The 20,457-nt window shown below is 65.6% G+C and carries 20 protein-coding genes; 11 read left to right on the top strand and 9 right to left on the bottom strand.

Annotated features, from left to right (window positions below; all coding sequences use genetic code 11):
- The 4 genes from gspK to gspN all read left to right on the top strand — a co-directional run.
- Window positions 1-950 (top strand): type II secretion system minor pseudopilin GspK (gene gspK, locus VIR62_RS08670; protein WP_431870435.1); only part of this gene is annotated, 950 nt, incomplete at its 5' end.
- Window positions 947-2,071, top strand: a complete 1,125-nt coding sequence (gspL, locus tag VIR62_RS08675) for a type II secretion system protein GspL (protein ID WP_431870437.1) — start codon at window positions 947-949, stop codon at window positions 2,069-2,071. The genes gspK and gspL, both read left to right, overlap by 4 nt.
- A complete protein-coding gene (gene gspM, locus VIR62_RS08680) occupies window positions 2,068-2,547 on the top strand; it encodes a type II secretion system protein GspM (RefSeq protein ID WP_431870438.1) in 480 nt (159 codons plus the stop codon). Before gspL ends, gspM begins: the two co-directional genes overlap by 4 nt.
- On the top strand, window positions 2,547-3,263 hold the full coding sequence (gspN, locus tag VIR62_RS08685) for a type II secretion system protein N (protein ID WP_431870440.1): 717 nt from the start codon (window positions 2,547-2,549) through the stop codon (window positions 3,261-3,263). The genes gspM and gspN overlap by 1 nt, the downstream gene beginning before the upstream one ends.
- A 1-nt stretch (window position 3,264) precedes the next feature.
- Here the strand turns inward: gspN and VIR62_RS08690 are convergent, their stop codons facing one another.
- From VIR62_RS08690 to VIR62_RS08705, 4 genes are all read right to left on the bottom strand, one after another.
- Window positions 3,265-3,522, bottom strand: a complete 258-nt coding sequence (locus VIR62_RS08690; RefSeq protein ID WP_431870442.1) for a hypothetical protein — start codon at window positions 3,520-3,522, stop codon at window positions 3,265-3,267.
- A 198-nt stretch (window positions 3,523-3,720) separates the two neighbouring features.
- The gene (locus VIR62_RS08695; RefSeq protein ID WP_431870443.1) at window positions 3,721-3,990 is read right to left on the bottom strand and encodes a hypothetical protein; all 270 of its coding nucleotides are present in this window, start codon (window positions 3,988-3,990) and stop codon (window positions 3,721-3,723) included.
- 2 nt (window positions 3,991-3,992) lie between these two features.
- Complete coding sequence (locus tag VIR62_RS08700) at window positions 3,993-4,733, bottom strand: hypothetical protein (RefSeq protein WP_431870445.1); 741 nt, start codon at window positions 4,731-4,733, stop codon at window positions 3,993-3,995.
- Window positions 4,734-4,859: 126 nt separating this feature from the next.
- Window positions 4,860-6,047, bottom strand: coding sequence for a toxic anion resistance protein (locus VIR62_RS08705; RefSeq protein WP_431870447.1), 1,188 nt, complete (start codon window positions 6,045-6,047; stop codon window positions 4,860-4,862).
- Between the two features lie 190 nt (window positions 6,048-6,237).
- On the opposite strand from VIR62_RS08705, the gene VIR62_RS08710 reads away from it, so the two are divergent.
- Together VIR62_RS08710 and VIR62_RS08715 are read left to right on the top strand one after the other, a co-directional pair.
- Window positions 6,238-6,645 carry a DUF2147 domain-containing protein gene (locus VIR62_RS08710; protein ID WP_431870448.1) on the top strand — a complete coding sequence of 136 codons (408 nt, stop codon included), beginning with the start codon at window positions 6,238-6,240 and terminating at the stop codon, window positions 6,643-6,645.
- 119 nt (window positions 6,646-6,764) lie between these two features.
- Entirely contained in the window at window positions 6,765-7,613 is an 849-nt protein-coding gene (locus VIR62_RS08715; RefSeq protein ID WP_431870450.1) for a MipA/OmpV family protein, read from the top strand.
- 21 nt (window positions 7,614-7,634) lie between these two features.
- Here the strand turns inward: VIR62_RS08715 and VIR62_RS08720 are convergent, their stop codons facing one another.
- The gene (locus VIR62_RS08720; protein WP_431870486.1) at window positions 7,635-9,266 is read right to left on the bottom strand and encodes a DUF885 domain-containing protein; all 1,632 of its coding nucleotides are present in this window, start codon (window positions 9,264-9,266) and stop codon (window positions 7,635-7,637) included.
- Window positions 9,267-9,563: 297 nt separating this feature from the next.
- Between VIR62_RS08720 and VIR62_RS08725 the strand changes: the two genes are divergently transcribed.
- A complete protein-coding gene (locus tag VIR62_RS08725) occupies window positions 9,564-10,799 on the top strand; it encodes an adenylate/guanylate cyclase domain-containing protein (protein ID WP_431870452.1) in 1,236 nt (411 codons plus the stop codon).
- Between the two features lie 5 nt (window positions 10,800-10,804).
- Here VIR62_RS08725 and VIR62_RS08730 read toward each other — a convergent pair whose 3' ends face one another.
- Entirely contained in the window at window positions 10,805-11,431 is a 627-nt protein-coding gene (locus tag VIR62_RS08730; protein ID WP_431870454.1) for a cation transporter, read from the bottom strand.
- A gap of 93 nt (window positions 11,432-11,524) precedes the next feature.
- Here VIR62_RS08730 and VIR62_RS08735 point away from each other — a divergent pair, with 93 nt between their 5' ends.
- Window positions 11,525-11,653, top strand: a complete 129-nt coding sequence (locus VIR62_RS08735; protein WP_431870456.1) for an entericidin A/B family lipoprotein — start codon at window positions 11,525-11,527, stop codon at window positions 11,651-11,653.
- Between the two features lie 15 nt (window positions 11,654-11,668).
- Here VIR62_RS08735 and ligD read toward each other — a convergent pair whose 3' ends face one another.
- From ligD to VIR62_RS08750, 3 genes are all read right to left on the bottom strand, one after another.
- Complete coding sequence (gene ligD / locus VIR62_RS08740) at window positions 11,669-14,203, bottom strand: DNA ligase D (RefSeq protein ID WP_431870457.1); 2,535 nt, start codon at window positions 14,201-14,203, stop codon at window positions 11,669-11,671.
- A 104-nt stretch (window positions 14,204-14,307) separates the two neighbouring features.
- On the bottom strand, window positions 14,308-15,174 hold the full coding sequence (locus VIR62_RS08745) for a Ku protein (RefSeq protein WP_431870459.1): 867 nt from the start codon (window positions 15,172-15,174) through the stop codon (window positions 14,308-14,310).
- A gap of 62 nt (window positions 15,175-15,236) precedes the next feature.
- On the bottom strand, window positions 15,237-15,707 hold the full coding sequence (locus VIR62_RS08750; protein ID WP_431870461.1) for an Lrp/AsnC family transcriptional regulator: 471 nt from the start codon (window positions 15,705-15,707) through the stop codon (window positions 15,237-15,239).
- A gap of 137 nt (window positions 15,708-15,844) precedes the next feature.
- On the opposite strand from VIR62_RS08750, the gene VIR62_RS08755 reads away from it, so the two are divergent.
- The 3 genes from VIR62_RS08755 (at window position 15,845) to VIR62_RS08765 (ending at window position 20,457) form a co-directional block, all read left to right on the top strand.
- On the top strand, window positions 15,845-17,065 hold the full coding sequence (locus VIR62_RS08755; RefSeq protein WP_431870462.1) for an amino acid aminotransferase: 1,221 nt from the start codon (window positions 15,845-15,847) through the stop codon (window positions 17,063-17,065).
- Window positions 17,058-19,139 carry an alpha-ketoacid dehydrogenase subunit alpha/beta gene (locus tag VIR62_RS08760; RefSeq protein ID WP_431870463.1) on the top strand — a complete coding sequence of 694 codons (2,082 nt, stop codon included), beginning with the start codon at window positions 17,058-17,060 and terminating at the stop codon, window positions 19,137-19,139. Before VIR62_RS08755 ends, VIR62_RS08760 begins: the two co-directional genes overlap by 8 nt.
- 106 nt (window positions 19,140-19,245) lie before the next feature.
- Window positions 19,246-20,457: a dihydrolipoamide acetyltransferase family protein gene (locus VIR62_RS08765; protein WP_431870465.1), complete on the top strand. Its 1,212-nt coding sequence runs from the start codon at window positions 19,246-19,248 to the stop codon at window positions 20,455-20,457.

Below are 20,457 nucleotides of genomic sequence, written 5' to 3' on the forward strand. Positions count from 1 at the left end.
TCACAGTCCTTCTGCTAGTGGCGGTGATGGGGGCTCTGGCCGCGGCGGCGCTGGAGAAGCTGCGCCTTTCCACTGCGCTCGCGGTCAACAGCGCGGGGCTCGATCAGGCGCGGGCCTTCGCCGTCGGCGTGGAATCGCTGCTCGCGCTCCGCATCGACGATCTGATCGCCATGAGCCCTGAGCGGACGACCCTGGCCGGCGGCTGGAACGGCGAGACGAGGCGCCTGCCGATGCCGGGCGGCGGGCTCGCCGAGGCGACGATCCGCGACGGCGGCAATTGCTTCAACATCAACAGCGTCGCCGACGGCCAGTTTGCCACGGCCCTCACCCCGCGCGCCGCCGGCGTCGACCAGTTCACGGCGCTGCTCCGCCTGCTGGAAGTGCCGGAAGGGACCGCGCGCGGTATCGCCGAGGGTGCGGGTGACTGGGTCGATGCCGACTCGAATCCCACTCGCGAGGGCGCGGAGGACCGCGCCTATGCGGGCGCCGAGCAGCCCTACCGGGCCGCCAATACCTACCTCGCCGATGTGAGCGAGCTTCGCACGGTGAACGGCATGACGCCGGAGATTTACCAACGGGCGCGGCCGTGGCTTTGCGCATTGCCTTCGACCGATCTGTCGCCGATCAACGTCAACACCCTGTCGGTCGAACAGGCGCCGCTACTCGTCATGCTGGCACCCGACCAGATCGGCATCGACGAAGCACGGCGGGTGATCGCCAATCGACCGACGGCGGGCTGGGGCAATCTCGTCGATTTCTATAGTGAGCCGGGACTGGAAGATGTCGTCCTTCCCGTCGACATTCAGCTTCAACCTCAGGTAAGGACGCGATGGTTCGCGCTCGACCTCCGGATCGATCTCCCCGGGGCCGAACTGCGCGAAGCCGCTCTCGTCGATGCCCGGATCGCACCGGCGCGAGTGGTTGTCAGGCGCTGGGGGAGTGACGATTGAGCGCGAGCGACGCCCTTCTCCTCTTTCTGAACAGGCAAGAGGGTTTCGAAGGCTGGCTGCGGCTGCGGGACGGGGCCGTGGCGGCGCGGGGCGCCGAGCTGGAGGATTTGCCCGATCTCGTCGATGCCACGACCGGCGATCCGCTGCGGATTGCCGCCGTCGTGCCCGGCGATGCGGTTACCGTCCACTGGCTGGAGGTTCCCGCCGGCCTCGCCCCCGCCCAAGCGGCAGCCGCGGCGCGGCTGATGGCCGCGGAAGTAAGCGCCGCGCCTATCGCCGACATCCACGTGGCGGTGGGGCCCGAGTCGGAGGGTATTCCGCTTCGCACAGTCGCGCTGGTGCCGACGCTGATCATGGCGGGCTGGCTCGGCCGACTTCAGGCTCAGGGTCTCGATCCCGATCTTGTCATACCGGAACCCCTGCTGGTTGGGCCGCCGGAGGAAGGTTTCGTGCGCTACGATCGCGGCGCCGTTCCTCTTTATCGCGGGGCCAGCGATGCTTTCAGCGTCGAGCCCGACCTTGCCGCATTGGTGGTCGGTGACGCGGCGGTCGAGACGATCGACGACAGCCGGTTCGAAACCGGCCTCGCCGACGCGATCGCCACGCCGCCTGTCAACCTGCGCCAGGGCGCGTTTGCGAAACGGCGACAGTGGAAGGTCGAATGGCCGCTTGTGCGCCGCATGGCCTGGCTGGTCGCCGGCATCTTGCTGTTGACGCTGGCGATCCAGGTCGCTTCGATCTTCCGCTACACCTTCGCCGCCGACGCCCTGGAGGCCGAGACGGCGGCGGTCGCGGCGAGCGTCCTGCCGGGCAGCGGCCCCGTCACCGATCCCGCCCGCGAGCTCGAACGCCGGCTGGCCGATCTCGGCGGCGCCGGTACGGGCTATGGCGCGCTTGCCTCAGGGCTGTTCGGCGCCGTGCGGGCGACGCCGAACGTGCAGCTGACGGCTCTCACCTTCGACCGCGGAGGGAGCCTCCGCGCGACGGTGCAGGGTGACACGCCCGCCGCTTTTTCGGCACTCGAGCAGCGGATCGAAGCCGGCGGGCTCGCCGCCGAAGTGGGCCCGATCCGCAGCGGAGGCGGGCGTCCAACCGCGGAAGTGACGGTGCGCGCGCCATGAGAGACAGCTTCCAGCTCTGGTGGCGGACGCGGACCCTGCGTGAGCAAAGGCTGCTACTGGCGATGGCTGGTATGACCCTTGTCGTCTTTGCCTGGCTGCTGATCATCCGACCCCTGGACGATGCCCTGTCGAATGCGCGCGAACGCCACGGCGACGCGGTCGTCGCCCTGGCCGAGGCGCGAGCGCGGGCCGCGCTGATCGCCGGGATCGAGCGGGAAGAGCCTGCGAGTCTTGGCGCCTCCGTCGATACGATCGTCAGCGCGGCGGCGGTCGATGCCGGCTTTTCAGTCAGCCGGATAGAGCGCGAAGGCGCGGCGGCGGCGACGGTGGTCATGGACGCGGTCCGACCGCAGGCCTTTTTCGGCTGGGTGGGTCGATTGGAGGGGCGCGGCCTGGTCGTCGAGCGGCTGACCGCCAGCACCAACAGCGACCAGAGCCTCGCGGTCCAGGTCACCTTCCGCGCGAGGGGCGGCTGATGCGCTTCAGGCTTCCGCTTGGGCGCCGGCTGTTCGTCCTCTGCGCCATCCTGTTCGCGCTGGTGGCGCTGTTCCCGCTGCGGCTGGCACTCGACTGGCTGGCCCTCGACGAACGAGGGTTCGCCGCGCGGGAGGCGAAGGGCAGTCTCTGGCTCGGCGCACTCAGCGAAGCACAATTCGGATCCGTGGAGCTTGGCGACCTCCAGGCGCGCCTCCGGACGCTGCCGCTGTTCGTCGGCCGGGCACGGATGGACCTGGAGCGCGGCGGCGACGCGAATCCGTTCCGGGGCTCGATCACGGTCTCGCGCCACGATTTCGGCATCGACGATGTGACGGGCGTGCTCGATGTCGGCTCGGCCTTCGCACCGCTGCCGATCGCCAGCCTCGAACTGCGCGACGTCGACGCCCATCTCACCGACGGCCAGTGCAGCCGCGCCGAAGGGCTGGTGAAGGCGACCATCGCCGGCGATATCGCCGATCTGTCGCTGCCCGCCGGCCTCAGCGGCAACGTGCGTTGCGACGAGAGCGCGCTGCTCCTCCCCCTGGTCAGCCAGACCGGCATGGAGGCGCTCAATATCCGCCTGTTCGAGGACGGCCGCTACGAAGTCGATCTGGCCGTGCGCCCCACCGACGACATGATGCGAGACCGGCTGCTGGCGTCGGGCTTCAGCCTCACGAACAACGGCTACGTCCTATCGGCGTCCGGCCAATTCTGATTCAACCCTCCCCGAAGCTGTCGTCGTCGCGGTAGCGAGTTTCAATGAAGCGGTGGTGGGTCTCGAAGCCGTCGTGGCGGTCGCGGCAGCATTGGTCGAGGAGCTCGTCCAGCTCCTTGGCGACGATGCCGAGGCTCTCGGTAAAGCGTTCGCTGCTTTCGGAGGTCGGCACGCGCGCGCTGGCGGGAAGGTCAAGGTAGCTGTCGACCAGGCGCGGGAGGTGCTGACCGATCAGCCTACGCGCCTCACCGGCGAGCAACGATTGCGGATCGAGACCGCCGAGGTGTTGCTGGAGCTCGGCCAGACGGGCGATGATCGCGTCGGCGGCGGGGAGGGCGCGACCGGGAAGCTCGTCGCAGCGGTCGAGCAGACCTTCTTCGACGCGCGCGGCCAGCTCGGGCAGCGGGAGCGCGGGCGGTGTCGCCGGATCGGAAGGTACGGCGCGCTTGCCGAAACCTCAGAAGAGGGAGAGGAAGGCGATAAAGGCGGCGGTCGGCAGCGCCACCAACCAGGTGAAGAAGCCGATCGGGTCGATGAACAGACTGAAGGCGATCAGCGCCACGAGCAGGCCGGCGAATATCACGGCCGCGCGCCTCACCCGGCGCATCCACTCCTCGAACTTGCGGCGCAGCTTTCGCTTCTTCGCCTCGCGCCGCGATCGGGAGCCGAGGTTTCGCCTCAGGAAATCCTCGGTTTCGTAGAGGACGCGCTCAAGCTCGAAACCCATCGTCATTCGCCCCGGATGGCGTCGTCGCTGTCCTTATAGCGGCTTTCGATGAATCGCCCCTGCGTCTCGAACGCCGTCAAATCCTCGTGCGCCAGCTTGCGGCCGAGATCGTCGAGCGCCTCCTTCGCCGCGTCGAGGCCGGACACGAGGCGCTCGTCGACCGTCATGCCCTCGGCGTCGCGCTCGTGGCGATACTGGGCTGGAACCCGTTCATAGCGTTCAATGAGCTCGGGCAGATGCCGGCCCATCAGCCGGCGCGCATCCTGGGCGAGCGGGTCGAGAATGTTGGTCTCGGCCAGTCGCTGTTCGAGGAGGGGAAGCTGCTGGCCGATCGCGTCCAGCCGCCGCGCCGCGGGCGCGGGAAGGGCGGCGCGGCGGCGGACGAGCAGGCTGTCGAGCCGTTGCACCACCGCCCGGTTCGGCATGTCCTCCTTATAGTCGACCACCGGCGCGTCCGACGGCCAGACCGAGAAGAAGATGAGGATGAACAGCATCGCCACCGCGACCAGGAAGAGGCCCGTCCAGCCGATCGGCGATACGAACAGGCCGAAGGCGATGGTGGCGACGATGAGCGCGCCGATCGCCATGCCGATATTGGCAAGTCTGCGGCCGACGATCCGCGCGCTGCGGCCGTAATGGCGCCGCACCGCCGCGCTCGCCGCCGGCGGATGACCGTCGAGCCTCGCCGCCATCTCGTCGAAGCGGGCGATCGCCTCGTCGACGCCGCGGGGGTGGCGGGTCATGTCAGGGCGCTCCCCATGGCGTCATCCCGACCAAAGTCGGGACGCAGGAACACGGACCTTTGTGTATCGCCGGCGCCGGTGTTCTTGGGTTTCGGCGTTCGCCGGAATGACGAGAAGTGCCCATCTTCACCCCTCCAGCGCCGTCAGCGGGGATTGCGTCCCGGCGAGGCGGTTCTGCTCGACGCCTTCGGCGCGGGCGATGTAGCCGCGGCTCTTCTCGACCTCGCTGGTCAGCACGGTGACGGTCTGCTTCATGTTGCCGAGCGCTTCCAGCTTGAAGCGGTCGATCGTGTCCATCGTGTCGTAGATATTCTGGAAGGCGCGCTGCAGCGTCTCCAGCGGGATGGTGGAAGACGCCGCCTGCTTGTGGATCTCGCCCGACTGGGTCTTGAGCAACGTGCCGGTACTATCGATCATGCCGGCGGTGGTGGTGTTGAGCGCCGTGATCTGCTCCAGCACCAGCTTCTGGTTGGTGAGCGCCTGGGCGACGGTGACGGCGGTGCGGAGCGCAGAGACCGTGGTGGTCGACGCCCGGTCCACGCCCTTCACCAGCTCGACATTGTTCTTCTTGACTAGATCGAGCGCCAGATAGCCCTGCACGGTGACGGCCATCTGCGTTAACAGGTCGGTCGTGCGCTGCCGGGTGTAGAAGAGCGCCGTCTCGCGGATCGCCTTGGCCTTGGCGGGATCGGTGGCATCGAGCTCGTTCGCCTTTTCCTCCAGCTTCGCGTCCATCGTTTTGGAGATGTGGATCATTTGCTCGAGACGCCCCATCGTCTTCCACATGTTGGCGCGCTCGGTGTCGATGGCGGCGTTGTCCATCAGCAGCTCGTCCTTGCCGGAAGCGAGCGCGGCGAGGATCGAGGCGATGTGGGTCTGCGCCGATTGGTATTTCATGAAATAGCCGCGCATCCGATTGCCGAACGGAATGATCCCGAACAGCTTGCGCGGCTTGGTGAGGGCGCCGCCGCGGCCGGGGTCGAGCTCCTCGACGGTCTTGCGGAGCTGCGTCAGATTGGTGCCGATGCCCGTATCCTTGTCGATCGCCTTCACTGGCCGGTCGAGGAAGCGGTTGGAATGGCCCGCGGCTTCGGCGATTTCCTTGCGGCCCATGGAGGTGAGCTGATCGACCTTCTTGCCGAACTCGGGCGAATTGGCGTCGGTCGCGACCAGATCGGCGACGAAGTCGTCCACCTTTTCTTCCAACGCCGTCCGCTGTTCCTCTTTCAGCGGCACCAGCCCCGCCGCCTCCTGGGGCGTCACGGTCTGCAGCGCTTCGGGCGCATCCAGCTTCAGCTTAGTCTCGGTCGCCATGGGGTTCCCCTTCTCATGCGGCTCGCCCCGGAAGATGGGGCACGCACCGCCCCTAGCGCAAGGGTAAATGCTGTCTTATTTCGATAACACGCTACTGATTCCGGGTCCGGCTGATCCGGTGCCGCCGGAAGCTTGCAGGACCGCAGCGCGATCCAAGTTATCGCGCAAGGATTGGAAACGGAGGCTTGTCATGCACCGTCTCTTGTTCGCCCTGCCTCTCCTCCTCCTGACAGCCGCGGCTCCGCCCGATGTGACCGGCCACTGGGTCACCGAGGACGGCACCGGTCTTATCGCGATCAGCCGCTGCGGAAACAGCGTCTGCGGCAAGGTCGCCAAGGCGCTGGTGATCAAGCCCGGCCACCCCAAGACGGACGTCAAGAATCCCGATCCGGCGCTCCGGAAGCGCCCGGTCATCGGTATGACCATCCTGAGCGGCTTCAAGGCCGAGGACGGCGAATGGAAGAATGGCCGCATCTACGACCCGGAGTCCGGCAAGACCTATCGCTCCCGTCTCCGCCTCAACAAGGACGGCTCGCTCAAGGTTTCCGGCTGCGTTTTCTTCATCTGCCAATCCCAACGCTGGACCCGCCAGCGCTGAAGAGGGGCGCGGGCGGCCGCAAATGGCGCCGGGGAACGCACCGCGATCGATGAGGTTGTGGCTTCGCCCGGATTGAAAAAAAGGCTATCCAAGGGTTCCGACACAGGGGGGACAGCCGCGTGAAGATTGCCTCGTCGTCCGTCAGGGCCATGCTCGCCCTGCCGCTTCTTGTTGCCGTACCGGGCTTTGCTCAGGACACGGACGTGCCCAAGGCTTCGGAGCCGAACAGTATCACGCTCGGTCTCGGCGCCGCCATGGCACCTTCCTACGAGGGCTCGGACGATTACATCATTGTTCCCGCCGGGCTCGCTTTCGGCAAGGTTGGCGGCTTTGCCTATTATACGCGGGCGACGACGCTTTACGTCGACGTCCTGCGCGATCCTTATGACGCCAAAGTCGATCTCGCCTTTGGCCCCGCCGCCAATCTCCGCGTCGATCGGGCGGGTCGGATCGAGGATGCACGCGTGAAAGCGCTGGGCGAGTTGGATTTTGCGATTGAAGCCGGTGCCTTCGCCGGCGTCGCGCTCAACCGGGTGTTCCATGAGTACGACACCATCACTGCCCGCATTTCCTGGCTCCACGACGTCACCGACACGCACGACGGCTTTATCGTCACGCCCGCGCTGGAATATGGCACACCGCTCAGCCGCAAGGCCTATGCAGGCCTCCAGCTCTCCGCCGACTATGTCGGGCAGGATTTCGCTGCCACCTATTACGGCGTCACCCCGGCCGGCGCGGTGGCGAGCGGCCTCTCCCCCTTCACTATCGACGAAGGCTGGAAAAATGCCCGCGTCAGCCTGCTCGGCAGCTACAAGCTCCAGGGCGATCTCACCACCGGCGGCCTCGGCCTCTTCGCCATCGCCAGCTATTCCTCGATGCTGGGCGAATTCAAGGAAAGCCCGCTGGTCAGTGAGGCGGGCGACGCCGACCAGTATTTCGTCGGCGGGGGACTCACCTACACCTTCTGAACTAGAAGCCGAGATGGCTTCTCAGTCGGTCCCCTCACCCTCCGGATAGGGATTCTGGCCGCCGCCGGCGATGAAGCGTTCGATCTCGGATTCGAGAACGGGGAGCGGAACCGAGCCCAGCGCTAAAATGGTGTCGTGGAAATAGCGTTGGTCGAACTTGTCGCCCAGTTCCTTCTCGGCCTTGGCGCGGAGGCGGCGGATCGTCATTTCACCTAGCTTGTAGGCGACGGCCTGGCCGGGCCAGCTGATGTAGCGGTCGACTTCGGTTTCGACTTCGTGCTGCGAGAGGGCGGTGTGGCCGGCGAGATAGTCGATCGCCTTGTCGCGGCTCCAGCCCATAGCGTGGATGCCGGGATCGATGACAAGACGGACCGCCCGCCACATCTCGTAGGACTGGCGGCCGAACTGCTCATAGGGCGTCCGGTAGATGCCCATGCCGATGCCCAGCCATTCAGTGTAGAGGCCCCAACCCTCGCCATAGCCCGAGAAATAGGTCTCGCCCCTGAAATCTGGCCGCTCGGGTGCCTCCAGAGCCAGTGCGGCCTGGAAGCTGTGGCCCGGCGCGCATTCGTGCAGGGTGAGGGCGGGGATATTGTAGAGCGGGCGCACGGGCAAATTATAGGTATTCATCAGGCAGCTGCCGAGGCCGCCCCGGCCCGCCGTGTAGAAGGGCGCGATCGCGTCGGGCACCGGCAGGATGGTGAAGCGGCCGCGCGGCAAGCGGCCGATCGTGTCGTCAAGCTTCCCGTCGACCCGCTTCGCCACATAGGAGGAGACGCCCATCAGCTCGTCCGGCGTCTTGGCGTAGAATTGGGGATCGGTCTTCAGGAACTGCAGGAACTCCGGGAAGCTGCCCTTGAAACCAGTTTCGGCGATGGTCAGCTTCATTTCCGCTTCGATGCGGGCGACTTCCTTGAGGCCGATCTCGTGGATCTCCCGCGGCGTGAGGTCGAGCGTCGAATATTGCTTGATATTGGAGAGGTACCAGGCCTCGCCGTCCGGAACGTCGCTGGCGGCGAGCGTCTTTCGCGTGTTCGGAAAATAATCCTCGCGAATGAAGGTGAGGAGCTCGGCATAGGCGGGCGCCACGGACTCGCGGATGATCGTCTCGGCTTCGGCGCGAAGCTTCGCCTGCTCGGCCTCGGGGATGCTGTCCGGCATGTCCTCGAAGGCATCGTAGAAGGGATTCTCGGCCGGATCGGGGCTGGTGAACGGGACGAGCGAGGCGTCGCGGCCTTCCAGCGTCACGCGGGGCACGCTGAAGCCGCGTTCCAGACCGGCGCGCATGTTAACGATATGCTCGTCGAAATAACGCGGGACATCGCGCATGCGGCCCAGGTAGCGGCGATATTTCTCGGCGGTGCGATAACCCTGGCGCGGGTTCAGATAGGACCAGAAGCTGCTGTCGCTGTTGAACGGCATCTCCCATTCGCGGAACTCGGCGTCGGAAATGTCCTGCTCCAGATTGGTGCGAAAGACGGCGGCGTTGATCCGCTCCTCCGGAGAGAGCTGGTCAACCGGGGTTTCCTTCAGCGCCGCCAGCGTCTTCTCCCAATAAGCGAGCCGGCGAAGCTGGGTCGCGGCGTCGACATGGGGAAGCGTGTCACCCTCGACCCATTCGCCTTCTTCCTTGACCCGGCCATATTCCTTCATCCGCCACTGCCATTCGGCCTCGTAGAGCGCGCGAAGGCGGGCATCGGCGCTGCTCTGCCCGGCGGTCGCGGGCGGCGTCCGCGCGGTCGCGGGCACGGCGATGGCGGAAAGGCTCGCGAGAAGGGTGGCGGAGAGAAGGAAGGATTTCGTCACGGGCGCCTCGCGGGTCTGATCGATCGGGGCCGGAACGATAGGGTCGGTCGCGAAGACTCCGCAACCCGGCACTTACCGCATCGAATGGACCTGACCGGGTTTGCTGCTATGCCCGTTGACGCGTGATGGGGGAGCGAGCGGCGGATGGGCGCAAGGCGCTACGAGGAACGTTTCATAGCCTGGCTGACGGACGAAGGCGCCGCGTATCATTCCGTCGCCGAATTTCTCGACGGCTTTTGCCGTTTCCTGAACAGGGAGGGCTTCGCGATTCGGCGTTGCAACCTCGCGACGCGGACCGTTCATCCCCAGATGGTCGCGATCCGCCATGTCTGGACCGACCATCCGGTCGAAGTGATACCGGTCAATCCCATGGTAGTCGTCAGGCGCCGGCAATATCGCATCGGCGACGCGATGATCGACGAGATTTACTTCAACGCGATGAACGAGGAGAACCCCCAGTATCTGGCCAGCCCCTTCTATCGCCTTTTGAGCTGCGGCGAACTCTACGAGCCCATCCACCCGGTCGGCGAGCCTCAGCCATTTCCCGTTTTCGATGATCTCGCGAAGGAAGGCTGCTCGGGCTATTTCGGCCTCTACCTGAAGTCTTTCGCGGGCGTCCGGCAGCAGATCGGGCTTGTGACGATGCTACCGCAAGGGCTGTGCGAAAAGCAGATCGAAAATCTGCGGTGGAGCCTCGACCTCTTCACCCTCCACCTCAACACGCTGATGGAATACAGCATCAAGAACACGCTCGCCCGCACCTACATCGGCGAGGATCCGGGGCGCCGCGTGTGCGACGGGATGATCGGCATGGGGGAGGTCGTATCGCTGGAGGCCGCGATCTGGTTCTCGGACCTTCGGGGTTTCACGGCGATCAGCGATGGCATGGACGCCGAGCAGCTTATCGACATCCTCAACGCCTATTTCGAGGTGGTGGTGCAGGCGATCTACGAACGGGGCGGCGACGTTCTGAAATATATCGGCGACGCCATACTCGCCATCTTCCCCGTATCGAGCTTCAATGGCGCCGAAGGGGCATGCGAGGCGGCGCTGCTGGCGGCGGAAGACTCGGCCGCCCGTCTTGCTGTCCTGAACGAAAGTCGCATCGAACACGGCCAGTCTGCTCTGGAACACGGCGTGTCGCTTCACCTCGGCAATGCGCAATATGGCAATATCGGCAGCCGCCAGCGACTCGATTTCACCTTGATCGGACGCGAGGTGAATATCGCGTCCCGAATCGAGGGTCTGACCAAGCAGGTGGGGGAGACGATGTTGTGCAGCGCGCCCTTCGTCGCGGCTAGCAAGCGTCCGATGCGTTCGATCGGCGACTTTCGATTGAAGGGGGTGGCGGCGCCGATGGAGGTGTTCGCGCCGCGATAGCAGAATCAGCCATGGACATGGCGAAGGACGGGCCAGGCCTCGCCGATCATCCTCGCTGCGGAGCGGAGGAAGAGGGCGGCGATCACCGAGGCGACGATGATGTCCGGCCAGAAGGAGCCGGACAGGGCGACCACGCCGGCCGCGACCAGCACACCCAGGTTGGCGATCACGTCGTTGCGCGAGCATTCGACCGCGCTGGACATGTTCATGTCGAGGGATCGGAAGCGCCAGATAAGACGTAGGCAGAAGAGGTTCACCGCAAGCGCGAGCGCGGCGAAGGCGAGCATCAGCGTCGAGTTGGGCGGAACGCCGGTCTGGAGCTTGACGCCGATCTCGAACAGGACGCCGAGCCCGAGCGCGAGGATGAAGATGCCCTTGGCCATCGCCGCGCCGGCCTTCCAGCGCGCGCTCCTGTCGAGCGCGTAGAGACTCAAGGCATAGACGCTGGCGTCGCCGAACATGTCCGCCGAATCCGCCATCAGCGCCGCCGATCCGGCGATGAGGCCGGCCGTGAACTCGATGACGAACATGGCGGCGTTGAGGGCAAGGACGACGACGAGCACGCGGCGCTGCTCGGCCTGGCGCGCCAGCCGCTCCAGATCGCTCGCCTTGCTTGCGCAGCAGTCGTCCAACGGATATCTCCGTCCCGATCATCGGGACAGGAGCAGCGAAACGCAAGAGTTCGCGCTGTTGGCCCCGGTCACTGCCCGGAATTGGAGTTTTCGATGCTTCGTAAGTTGATGCTGGCCGGATTGGCTGCGACGACCCTCATTACCGCCGCCTGCAACACCATCGCCGGCGTTGGCCGTGACGTCGAGTCGGTCGGCGAAACGGTCACCGACGTGGCGGAGTAGGCCGGGGAACGCGGCCTAGAGATCCGGCAACACCTGTTCCGCCTCGCCCCAGCCCTGAAGGACGCGGCTGGACGCGCGTTCCAGCAGGGTCTCGGCGTCCTTCACGCCGAACCGCCCGCCGGACTTCATCTCATCGAGCTCGTCCCAGTTGATCGGCGCCGAGACCGGCGCGCCTTCGCGGGCGCGGGCGCTGTAGGGCATGATCGCCGTGGCGCCGCGCTGGTTGCGGAGCCAGTCGAGGAAGATGCGGCCCTTGCGCTTCGCCTTCGACATGGTGGCGGTGAAGCGGTCGGGCTCGGCTTCGGCGAGGGCCAGGGCGAAGCGGTTGGCGAAGTCCTTGACCGTCGGCCATTTCGCCTCCGGCGTCAGCGGCACGACGATGTGGAGACCCTTGCCGCCGGTCAGCAACGGGAAAGTCTGGAGGCCCATGTCGGCGAGATGGCGTTTCAGGTCGCGCGCGGCCTTCTTCACGGCGTCGAAGCCGAGGCCTTCGTCGGGATCGAGGTCGAAGATAAGGCGGTCGGGCTTTTCGACCGCATCGACCTTCGACCCCCAGCCGTGGAACTCGATCGTGCCCATCTGGACGCAGGCGAGGATGCCGGCGGCGTCGGCGACATAGAGATAGTCTTCGGTGCCGCCCTTCTTCTCGGCGATCGGCACGTGGAGGACGTGTTTCCCGAAGCTGCCGCTGTCATGCTTCTGGAAGAAGCATTTCTTGGCGCGGCCTTGCGGGCAGCGAACCAGGCTCACCGGACGGTTGGCGGTCCAGGCGAGCATCAGCGGCGCGACGGCGCGATAATAATCGGCGAGCTGGCCCTTCGTGATCTTCGACTCGGGGAAGATGACGCGGCCGGGATTGCTTATCTTGACGTCGTCGTCGCCCGCCCGCTCGACCGGCTGCGGCGTTTCCTCGACGATGTCCTCGGCCGGCTTGTCCTCGCGAAGCCCGAGGAAGCTCGCATGGCGGACGACGCCCTCCGAGGTGAATTCCGCGAAGGCGACCTCAGCGACCAGTTCCGGCTTCACCCAGTGCGCGCCGCGGGTTTCGGAGCGTGGCGCTTCGACCGGCGCCTTCTTGACCTCGATCCTGCCCAGCTTTTCGCGCAAATCCTGGAGGGTCGCCATCGAGAAGCCCGTTCCGGTCTTGCCGGTGTAGCGGAGCTTCTCGTCCTCATGGACGGCGAGGAGCAGCGCGCGCAGCGCCCGGCCCTTGCTCTCGCTCGGCGTCCAGCCGACGATGACGAATTCCTGGCGATTGGTGCATTTGATCTTCAGCCAGTTTTTCGTTCGCGCGCCGCGATAGGGGGCGTCGGCGCGCTTGGAGATAATGCCCTCCTGGCCGGCGTCGCACATGGCTTTCAGCAGCTTCTCGCCATGACCGACGATGTGGTCGGCGTATAGGATGAAGGGCGGCTGGCCTTCGCCCACCAGGGATGCAAGACGGGCCTTGCGCTCAAGATTGGGAAGCTTGCTCAGCGGCTCGCCCTCGATCTCCAGCGCGTCGAACAGGAACAATGTGAGGCCGCGCCCACCTTCGCTGATCGCCTGTTGCAGCTTAGAAAAGCTGGTGCTGCCCTTGTCATCGATGTGGGCGATCTCGCCGTCGAGCAGCGCGGAACCGATTTCGATCTTCCGCGCCGCCTCGGCGATCTCGCGGAACTTGTCGGTCCAATCGAGGCCGGTGCGGGTGTAGATTTTAGCCTCGCCGCCGCCCAGCGCGAGCAGGCACCGATAGCCGTCATACTTCATCTCGTGCAGCCAGCCGGAGCCGGACGGTACGTGATCGACCAGGGTGGCCTTCTGCAGGGCGTGAAACTTGGGAGGCTTCAATCCTCCCCGGGACGGGGAGGGGGACCGCGCGCCCTCGGCGCGTGGTGGAGGGGCCTCTTTGGAACGCGTCGGGGCCCCTCCACCATGTTTCGCATGGTCCCCCTCCCCGTGCCGGGGAGGAATAAGCTCCTTGGCCTTCTTCCCTTGGGCGATCTCGTTCATGGTGCGGCCGGTCTTGACCGAGGTCAGATATTTCTCGGTGAGGCCCGCCGAGCTTCCGGCATGCTGATCTTCGATCTTGCGGAGCAGCCAGTTCTCGGTGCGCTCCCGCTCGCGGGGTTTGAGGCGGATCAAAATCCACTCCCCCTTCATCCGCTCGCCGTCGAGCGTGAAATGGAGATGACCCTTCTCCAGTGTCTTCACGGGGTCCTTGCCCGGCGCGGGCGTCCAGCTGCCGCGATCCCACAGCATCACCGTGCCGCCGCCATATTCACCCTTGGGGATGGTGCCTTCGAAAGTGGCGTAGGAGAGCGGATGGTCCTCGGTGCGCACCGCGAGCCGCTTGTCGTCGGGGTCGAGGCTGGGGCCGCGCGTCACGGCCCAGCTCTTGAGCGTGCCGTCCAGCTCCAGTCTCAGGTCATAATGGAGCCGCGTCGCGTCATGTTTCTGCACCATGAAGCTGCGGCCGGCCGTGTCCGCCACCTCTCCGGCCGGCTCGCTGGTCTTCGTGAAATCCCGCTTCTTCTTGTAGGTGGCCAGGGGATCGGAGTTCCGAGCCATTCACAGTCCCCGTTCGTCCCGAACGTAACCGAGGGGCGTGTGTGATGACTCTGTGCCAGCGCCCCTCGACTTCGCTCGGGACGAACGAGGGGGGAAGCACATGATCAGGCCCGCTTCCGGGCCGGTGCGGCCTTCTTCGCCGGAGTCTTCTTGGCGGTCTCCTTCCTGCCGCTCGCGCCGCTCGGCTTGTCGATCGATTTCTTGAGCGCGGCCATCAGGTCGATGACGTTGGAGCCGCGGCTTGGCGCTTCCTCTTCTTCCTCGGCATCGATCTTCGCGCCCTTGGACTTGCGCTTGCGCTCGATGAGGTCGCGGAGCGCGTCGACATAGCGGTCGTGGAACTGCTCGGGCTTGAACGGCGCCGTCTTCTTCTCGATCAGCGTCTCGGCGAGGTCGAGCAACTCCTCGTCGGGCTTCTCGTCACCGATGTCACGGAAATAGCCCTTCGCCTTGTTGACCTCGTCGGCATAGCGCAGCGTCTCCAGCACGATGCCGCGTCCGCAGGGTTTGAGGCTGACGATATATTCGCGGCCGCGCAAGGCGAGCTGGCCAAGGCCGACCTTCTTGGTCCGGCGCAGCGCCTCGCGGAGCACGATGAACGCTTCCTCGGCGAGGTCGTCGGCGGGAACGACATAATAGGGCTTTTCGTAATAAAGGACGTCGATCTCGTCGTGATCGACGAACTGGGTGAGCTCGAGCGTCTTCTTGCTCTCCAGCTTGACGCCCTCGATCTCCTCCTCGTCCAGAAGGACGTAATGGCCCTTCTCATATTGGAAGCCCTTGACGATATCCTCCGGGTCCACCGGCCCGACGCCGGGGACGACCTTCTCATATTTGATGCGCTTGCCGGTCGGCTCGTGGATCTGGTTGAAGGCGACGGTGGCGCCGCTCTTGGTGGCGGTGAAGATTTCGACGGGGATCGAGACCAGGGCGAGCCTGATCTGTCCCTTCCAATAGGCGCGTGCGGCCATGTTCGTGGCTCCAGTCGATTCGCTGGCGATTCAATCCCCGGGAAGGGCGGCGGTTCCCGGCCCTAGACCGGTATTTCGGTGGTGTACTTCACCTGGCGTAGTGCAAAGTGCGACGCCGCGTTGGCGACACTAGGATGCGCCAGGACGCCGCGCATGACGAAGCGGTCATAGTCAGCGACGTCGCGGACCGAGATGCGGAGCAGATAGTCCCATTCGCCCGACATGGCGTAGCACTCGACGATCTCCTCGCGCGACTGGATGAAAGCCTCGAACTCGGTGCGGGCGTCAGTGGTCTGGTGCGTCATTCGGACATGGCAGAGGACATTGACGGGGCGGCCGAGCGCTTCCGGGTCCGCCAGGCGGACGATGCCGCGCAGCACGCCGGCCTTCTCCAGCGCCCGCACCCGGCGCCAGACCGAGGCGGCCGAGGCGCCGACCTTCTCGGCCAGCGCGGCGTGGCTGAGGCTGGCGTCGCGCTGAAGCTCCCGCACGATTCGCCTGTCCACCGCGTCGATGTGACGATCACCTTCCATAAATGCTATTATAACGAAATGGCTGTTTCACATCTAGCCAAAAGCTGCGGAGTTATGAGACCCATTTTACCGTCTGATGGACTATGCGTATCGTCAAGCGAGCGCGGGGCGGGGCGAGATAAACAGGAGGCAGCTTCATGGCGGAGGGATTTATTCTGGCGGACGAACCGAGGCTTTTCGACCGATTGGAGGCACAGCCTTCGGATTCGCTGCTGGCCCTTATCGGTCTCGCCAAGGCGGACACGCGGCCCGAGAAGATCGATGTCGGCGTTGGCGTCTATCGCGACGCGGCGGGGGGCACGCCCATCCTGCGCTGCGTGAAGGCGGCCGAGAAGATCCTGCTCGAGACGCAGGAGACCAAGTCCTATCTCGGCTCCGAGGGCGACGCCCGTTTTACCGAACTGATCAAGCCGATCGTCTTCGGCGGACAGGGCGCGCGGGACGATCGGATCGTCGGCGTGCAGACGCCGGGCGGCTGCGGAGCCCTCCGGCTGGGCGCCGAACTGATCCGCGCCTCGGGTGGAGGCACCCGCATCTACGTGGGGCAACCGACCTGGCCCAACCATACGCCGCTGATCGGCGCCGCCGGCGTCGAGATGGCGGACTACCCTTATTACGACAAGACGACGCGAACGGTGTTGTTCGACCATATGATGGAAGCGCTGGGCGCGGCGCGGCCGGGCGATGTCGTGCTGGTCCACGGCTGCTGCCACAATCCGACCGGCGCCGATCTCGACCTCAACCAATGGCGCGAGCTGGCCGACCTCATCGCCGCGCGCGGGCTCGTCCCCTATGTCGACCTCGCCTATCAGGGGCTCGGCAACGGGCTTGAGGATGACGCGGCGGGAACGCGGCTTGTCGTCGAGGCGGCCGAGCAGGCGCTGGTCGCGCAAAGCTGCGACAAGAATTTCGGCCTCTATCGCGAGCGCACGGGCGCGCTGTTCATCAAGGCATCGAGCACCGACCAGGCCCGGGTCACGTTCGGCAACTTGATCGGCCTTGCCCGCACCATGTGGTCGATGCCGCCCGATCATGGCGCCGCCATCGTCCGGACCGTGCTGGAGACGCCGGAACTGGAGGCCGACTGGCGCGCCGAGCTGAAGGAGATGCTGGCCCGCATCCGCGGCCTTCGCGCCCGGCTCGCCGCCTTCGATCCGCGCCTCGCCTATATCGACGAGCAGAACGGCATGTTCTCGATGCTGCCGCTCTCGCCGGAGGCGGTCGTCGAGCTTCGCGCCAGCCACGGCATCTATATGGCCAACAGCGGCCGCTTCAACGTCGCCGGCCTCTCGGACGAGAATGTCGACTATTTCGCCAGGGCCGTTGTCGCGAAGCTGCCCGAGGCGGACCGTGGCTGAGGCCATGGCGACGGCGCGGCGGGCCTCGAACGCGCCCGACCCCGACTTCGACTGGCGCCGCATCGCCTATCTCGTCCAGGTCAGCCGCGCCCTCGACAAGATCGAAGAGACGAAGCTCGTTCCGGAGAAGAAGGTGCTCTACCAATTCTCCGCGCGCGGTCACGACATGGCGCAGATCATGCTCGGCTCGCGCCTCGACCAGCCGAAGGACGCGGTCTGCGGCTATTACCGCTCTCGGCCGCTGCTCCTGTCGCTGGGGGTGCCGCTGGAGGATGCGCTGGGCTCCGGCATGGGCCGCGCGGGCGGCTATTCGGACGGGCGCGATATCGGCGTCGTCTTCAATTATCCGAACCCCAACGGCGCTCCCGCCCTGCCGATGTGCGGCGGGGTGGGCGCGCAATATACGCCGACAGCCGGCTGGGCGCAGGCGATCGACTATTATCGCACGGTGCTGAAGAACCGTGCTTATGAAGGCGCGATGGCGGTGGTGTTGGGCGGCGACGCCTCGGTCGCGACCAACGGCTTCTGGTCGGCGCTCACCATCGCCACCACGCAAAAACTGCCGATGCTCTTCTATATCGAGGACAATCAATACGGCATATCGGTGCCCGGCACCTACCAGACGCCGGGCGGCAACATCGCCAAGAACCTCGAAAGCTTCACCAACCTCCATGTCCTCTCCGGCGACGGCACCGAGCCCGCCGAGGCGGCGCGCCTGCTCAAGATGGCGTCGGACCATGTGCGCGGCGGAAAGGGACCGGCGCTGCTGCGCCTCACCGTGCCGCGGCTCCAGGGGCACAGCTACCAGGACACCCAGACGTACAAGTCCGAGGAATTTGTCGAATCCGAATGCGCGCGCGACCCGCTGCCCAAATTGAAATCCTACCTGGTGGGCTCGCTCCTAGACGAGAGCGAATGGGACGAGGTCGAGGCGGAGGCCGAGGCGGCTGTCGAAAAGGCGCGCGAGATCGCCGAAGCGCGGGGTGTCGCCGATCCCGAGACGGTGCTCTCCAACGTCTTCTATGAAGGCGAGATGCAGGCGCTCGGCGGGCAATGGACGCACGGATATGTGCCGCCAGTCTCGACCGAGGCGCCGAAGCCCGAAGGTCAGCGCATCAACATGGTGACGGCGATCCGCCGCACGCTTGATCATGAACTGGAGATCAACCCGCGCGTGCTGCTCTTTGGCGAGGACATCGGGCCCAAGGGCGGCGTCCACGCCGTGACGCTCGGCCTCCAGGACAAGTTCGGCATCGAACGCGTGTTCGACACTTCGCTCTCCGAGGAAGGCATTGTCGGCCGCGCGGTCGGCATGGCGATGGCGGGCCTGATGCCGGTGCCCGAAATCCAGTTCCGCAAATATGCCGAACCCGCGCTGGAGCAGATCAACGATTGCGGCACGATGCGCTGGCGCACCAACAACCGCTTCGCCGCGCCGATGGTGCTGCGCATCCCCGGCGGCTTCTTCAAATGCGGCGATCCCTGGCACAGCCAGACCAACGAAGTGCAGTTCGTCCACAATCCCGGCTGGAAAGTCGCGGTGCCGAGCAATGCCGAGGACGCCGTCGGCCTCCTTCGCGCCGGCCTTCGCGGCAATGATCCGGTCGTGTTCTTCGAGCATCGCGCCATGCTCGACGACCCCTGGGCCCGCCGCCCCTATCCGGGCGACAATTACGTCCTCCCCTTCGGCCGGGCGAAGAAGACGCGGGAGGGGGACGAGATCACCATCGTCACCTGGGGCGCGATGGTCCCGCGGTGCGAGGACGCGGCGAAGGGCATTTCGGCAGATGTCATCGACCTCCGCACCCTGATGCCTTGGGACCGCGAGATGGTTCTGGACTCCGTCCGCCGCACCCGCCGCTGCCTCATCGTCCACGAGGATCTCCAAACCGGCGGCTTCGGCGCCGAGATAGCCGCGGTCGTGGCTGACGAAGCCTTCCTCGATCTCGACGCCCCCGTCTCCCGCCTCACCATGCCGGACATTCCCAGCCCGCATAATCCGGTGCTGCTCAATTGGGCCGTGCCGAGCGCCGAGCGCATCCGCGCCAAGATCGAAGAACTGGTGGGATTCTGATGATGGCAACCGTCATCCCGGCGAAGGCCGGGATCTCAGGACAAGAAGTCGCGGCGGGTCTCCACGGGACCCCGGCCTTCGCCGGGTTGACGAGGAGAATCTCGTCATGATCGACGTCATTGTTCCCAGGGAACAGGAAGGCACCCAGGCGGTCGTCCGCTCCTGGCTGAAGGCCGTCGGGGATCGGGTCGAGGTAAACGATCCGCTCGTCGAGCTGGAGACCGACAAGGTCGCGGTCGAAGTGCCCGCTCCCGCGGCGGGCGTGCTCAAGGAGATCGTGCTTGAAACGGACGCCGAGGCTCTGCCCGGCGCTGTACTAGGTCGCATCGCGACGGAGGAAGCAGAGGAGTCCGTTCGTCCCGAGCGAAATCGAGGGGCGCCGGCACCGATTCTCGAGAAACGCCCCTCGACTACGCTCGGGACGGACGAGGTCCGTAATTCCGAAATGCGCCTGTCCCCCGCCGTGAAGCGCGCGGTCATCCAGCACGATATCGATCCCAAGCTGATAAAGGGCACGGGCCGCGACGGTCGCATCACCCGCGCCGATGTCGACAAGGCCGTAGAAGAAGCGACGCATGTTCGCCCCGTCGAGGGCGTCATCCCTTCGGCATCAGGCATCGCCTCGCACAGCGTCCCGCACGACCGCATGCGCCTGCGAATCGCCGAGAACATGCTTAGATCGGTCACCCAGGCGCCCCATGTCACGGCAGTCTTCGAAGCGGATTTCTCGGCCATCCAGGCCCACCGCGCCCGGCACAAGGACGCCTTCGCGAGAAAGGCCGTGAAGCTCACCTACACCGCCTACATCGTCGCCGCAGCGGCCGAAGCGATGAAGGTCGCGCCCGCGATCAACAGCCGCTGGCATTCCGACCGTCTGGAGATTTTCGACGACATCAACATCGGCGTCGGCACGGCTCTTGGCGAGAAGGGGCTGATTGTCCCGGTTCTTTCCAGGGTGCAGACCCTGTCGCTGAAGGGCATCGCCGCCGGCCTCGACGGATTGATCGAAAAGGCCCGCGCCGAGAACCTCACCAGCGCCGACGTGAAGGGCGGCACCTTCACCATCTCCAATCACGGTGTCTCGGGCTCGCTCTTCGCCACTCCGATCATCATCAACCAGCCCCAGTCCGCCATCCTCGGCGTCGGAAAGCTGGAGAAGCGCGTCGTGGTGCGCGAGGTCGGCGGCGTCGACACCATCCAGATCCGTCCGATGGCCTACGTCTCCCTCACCATCGACCACCGCGTCGTCGACGGCCACCAGACGAACGCCTGGCTTAGCCGCTTCGTCGAAGTGCTGGAGACCTGGCCGATCGATTGA

The sequence above is a fragment of the Allosphingosinicella sp. genome (assembly GCF_036570505.1).
Lineage (GTDB): Bacteria > Pseudomonadota > Alphaproteobacteria > Sphingomonadales > Sphingomonadaceae > Allosphingosinicella.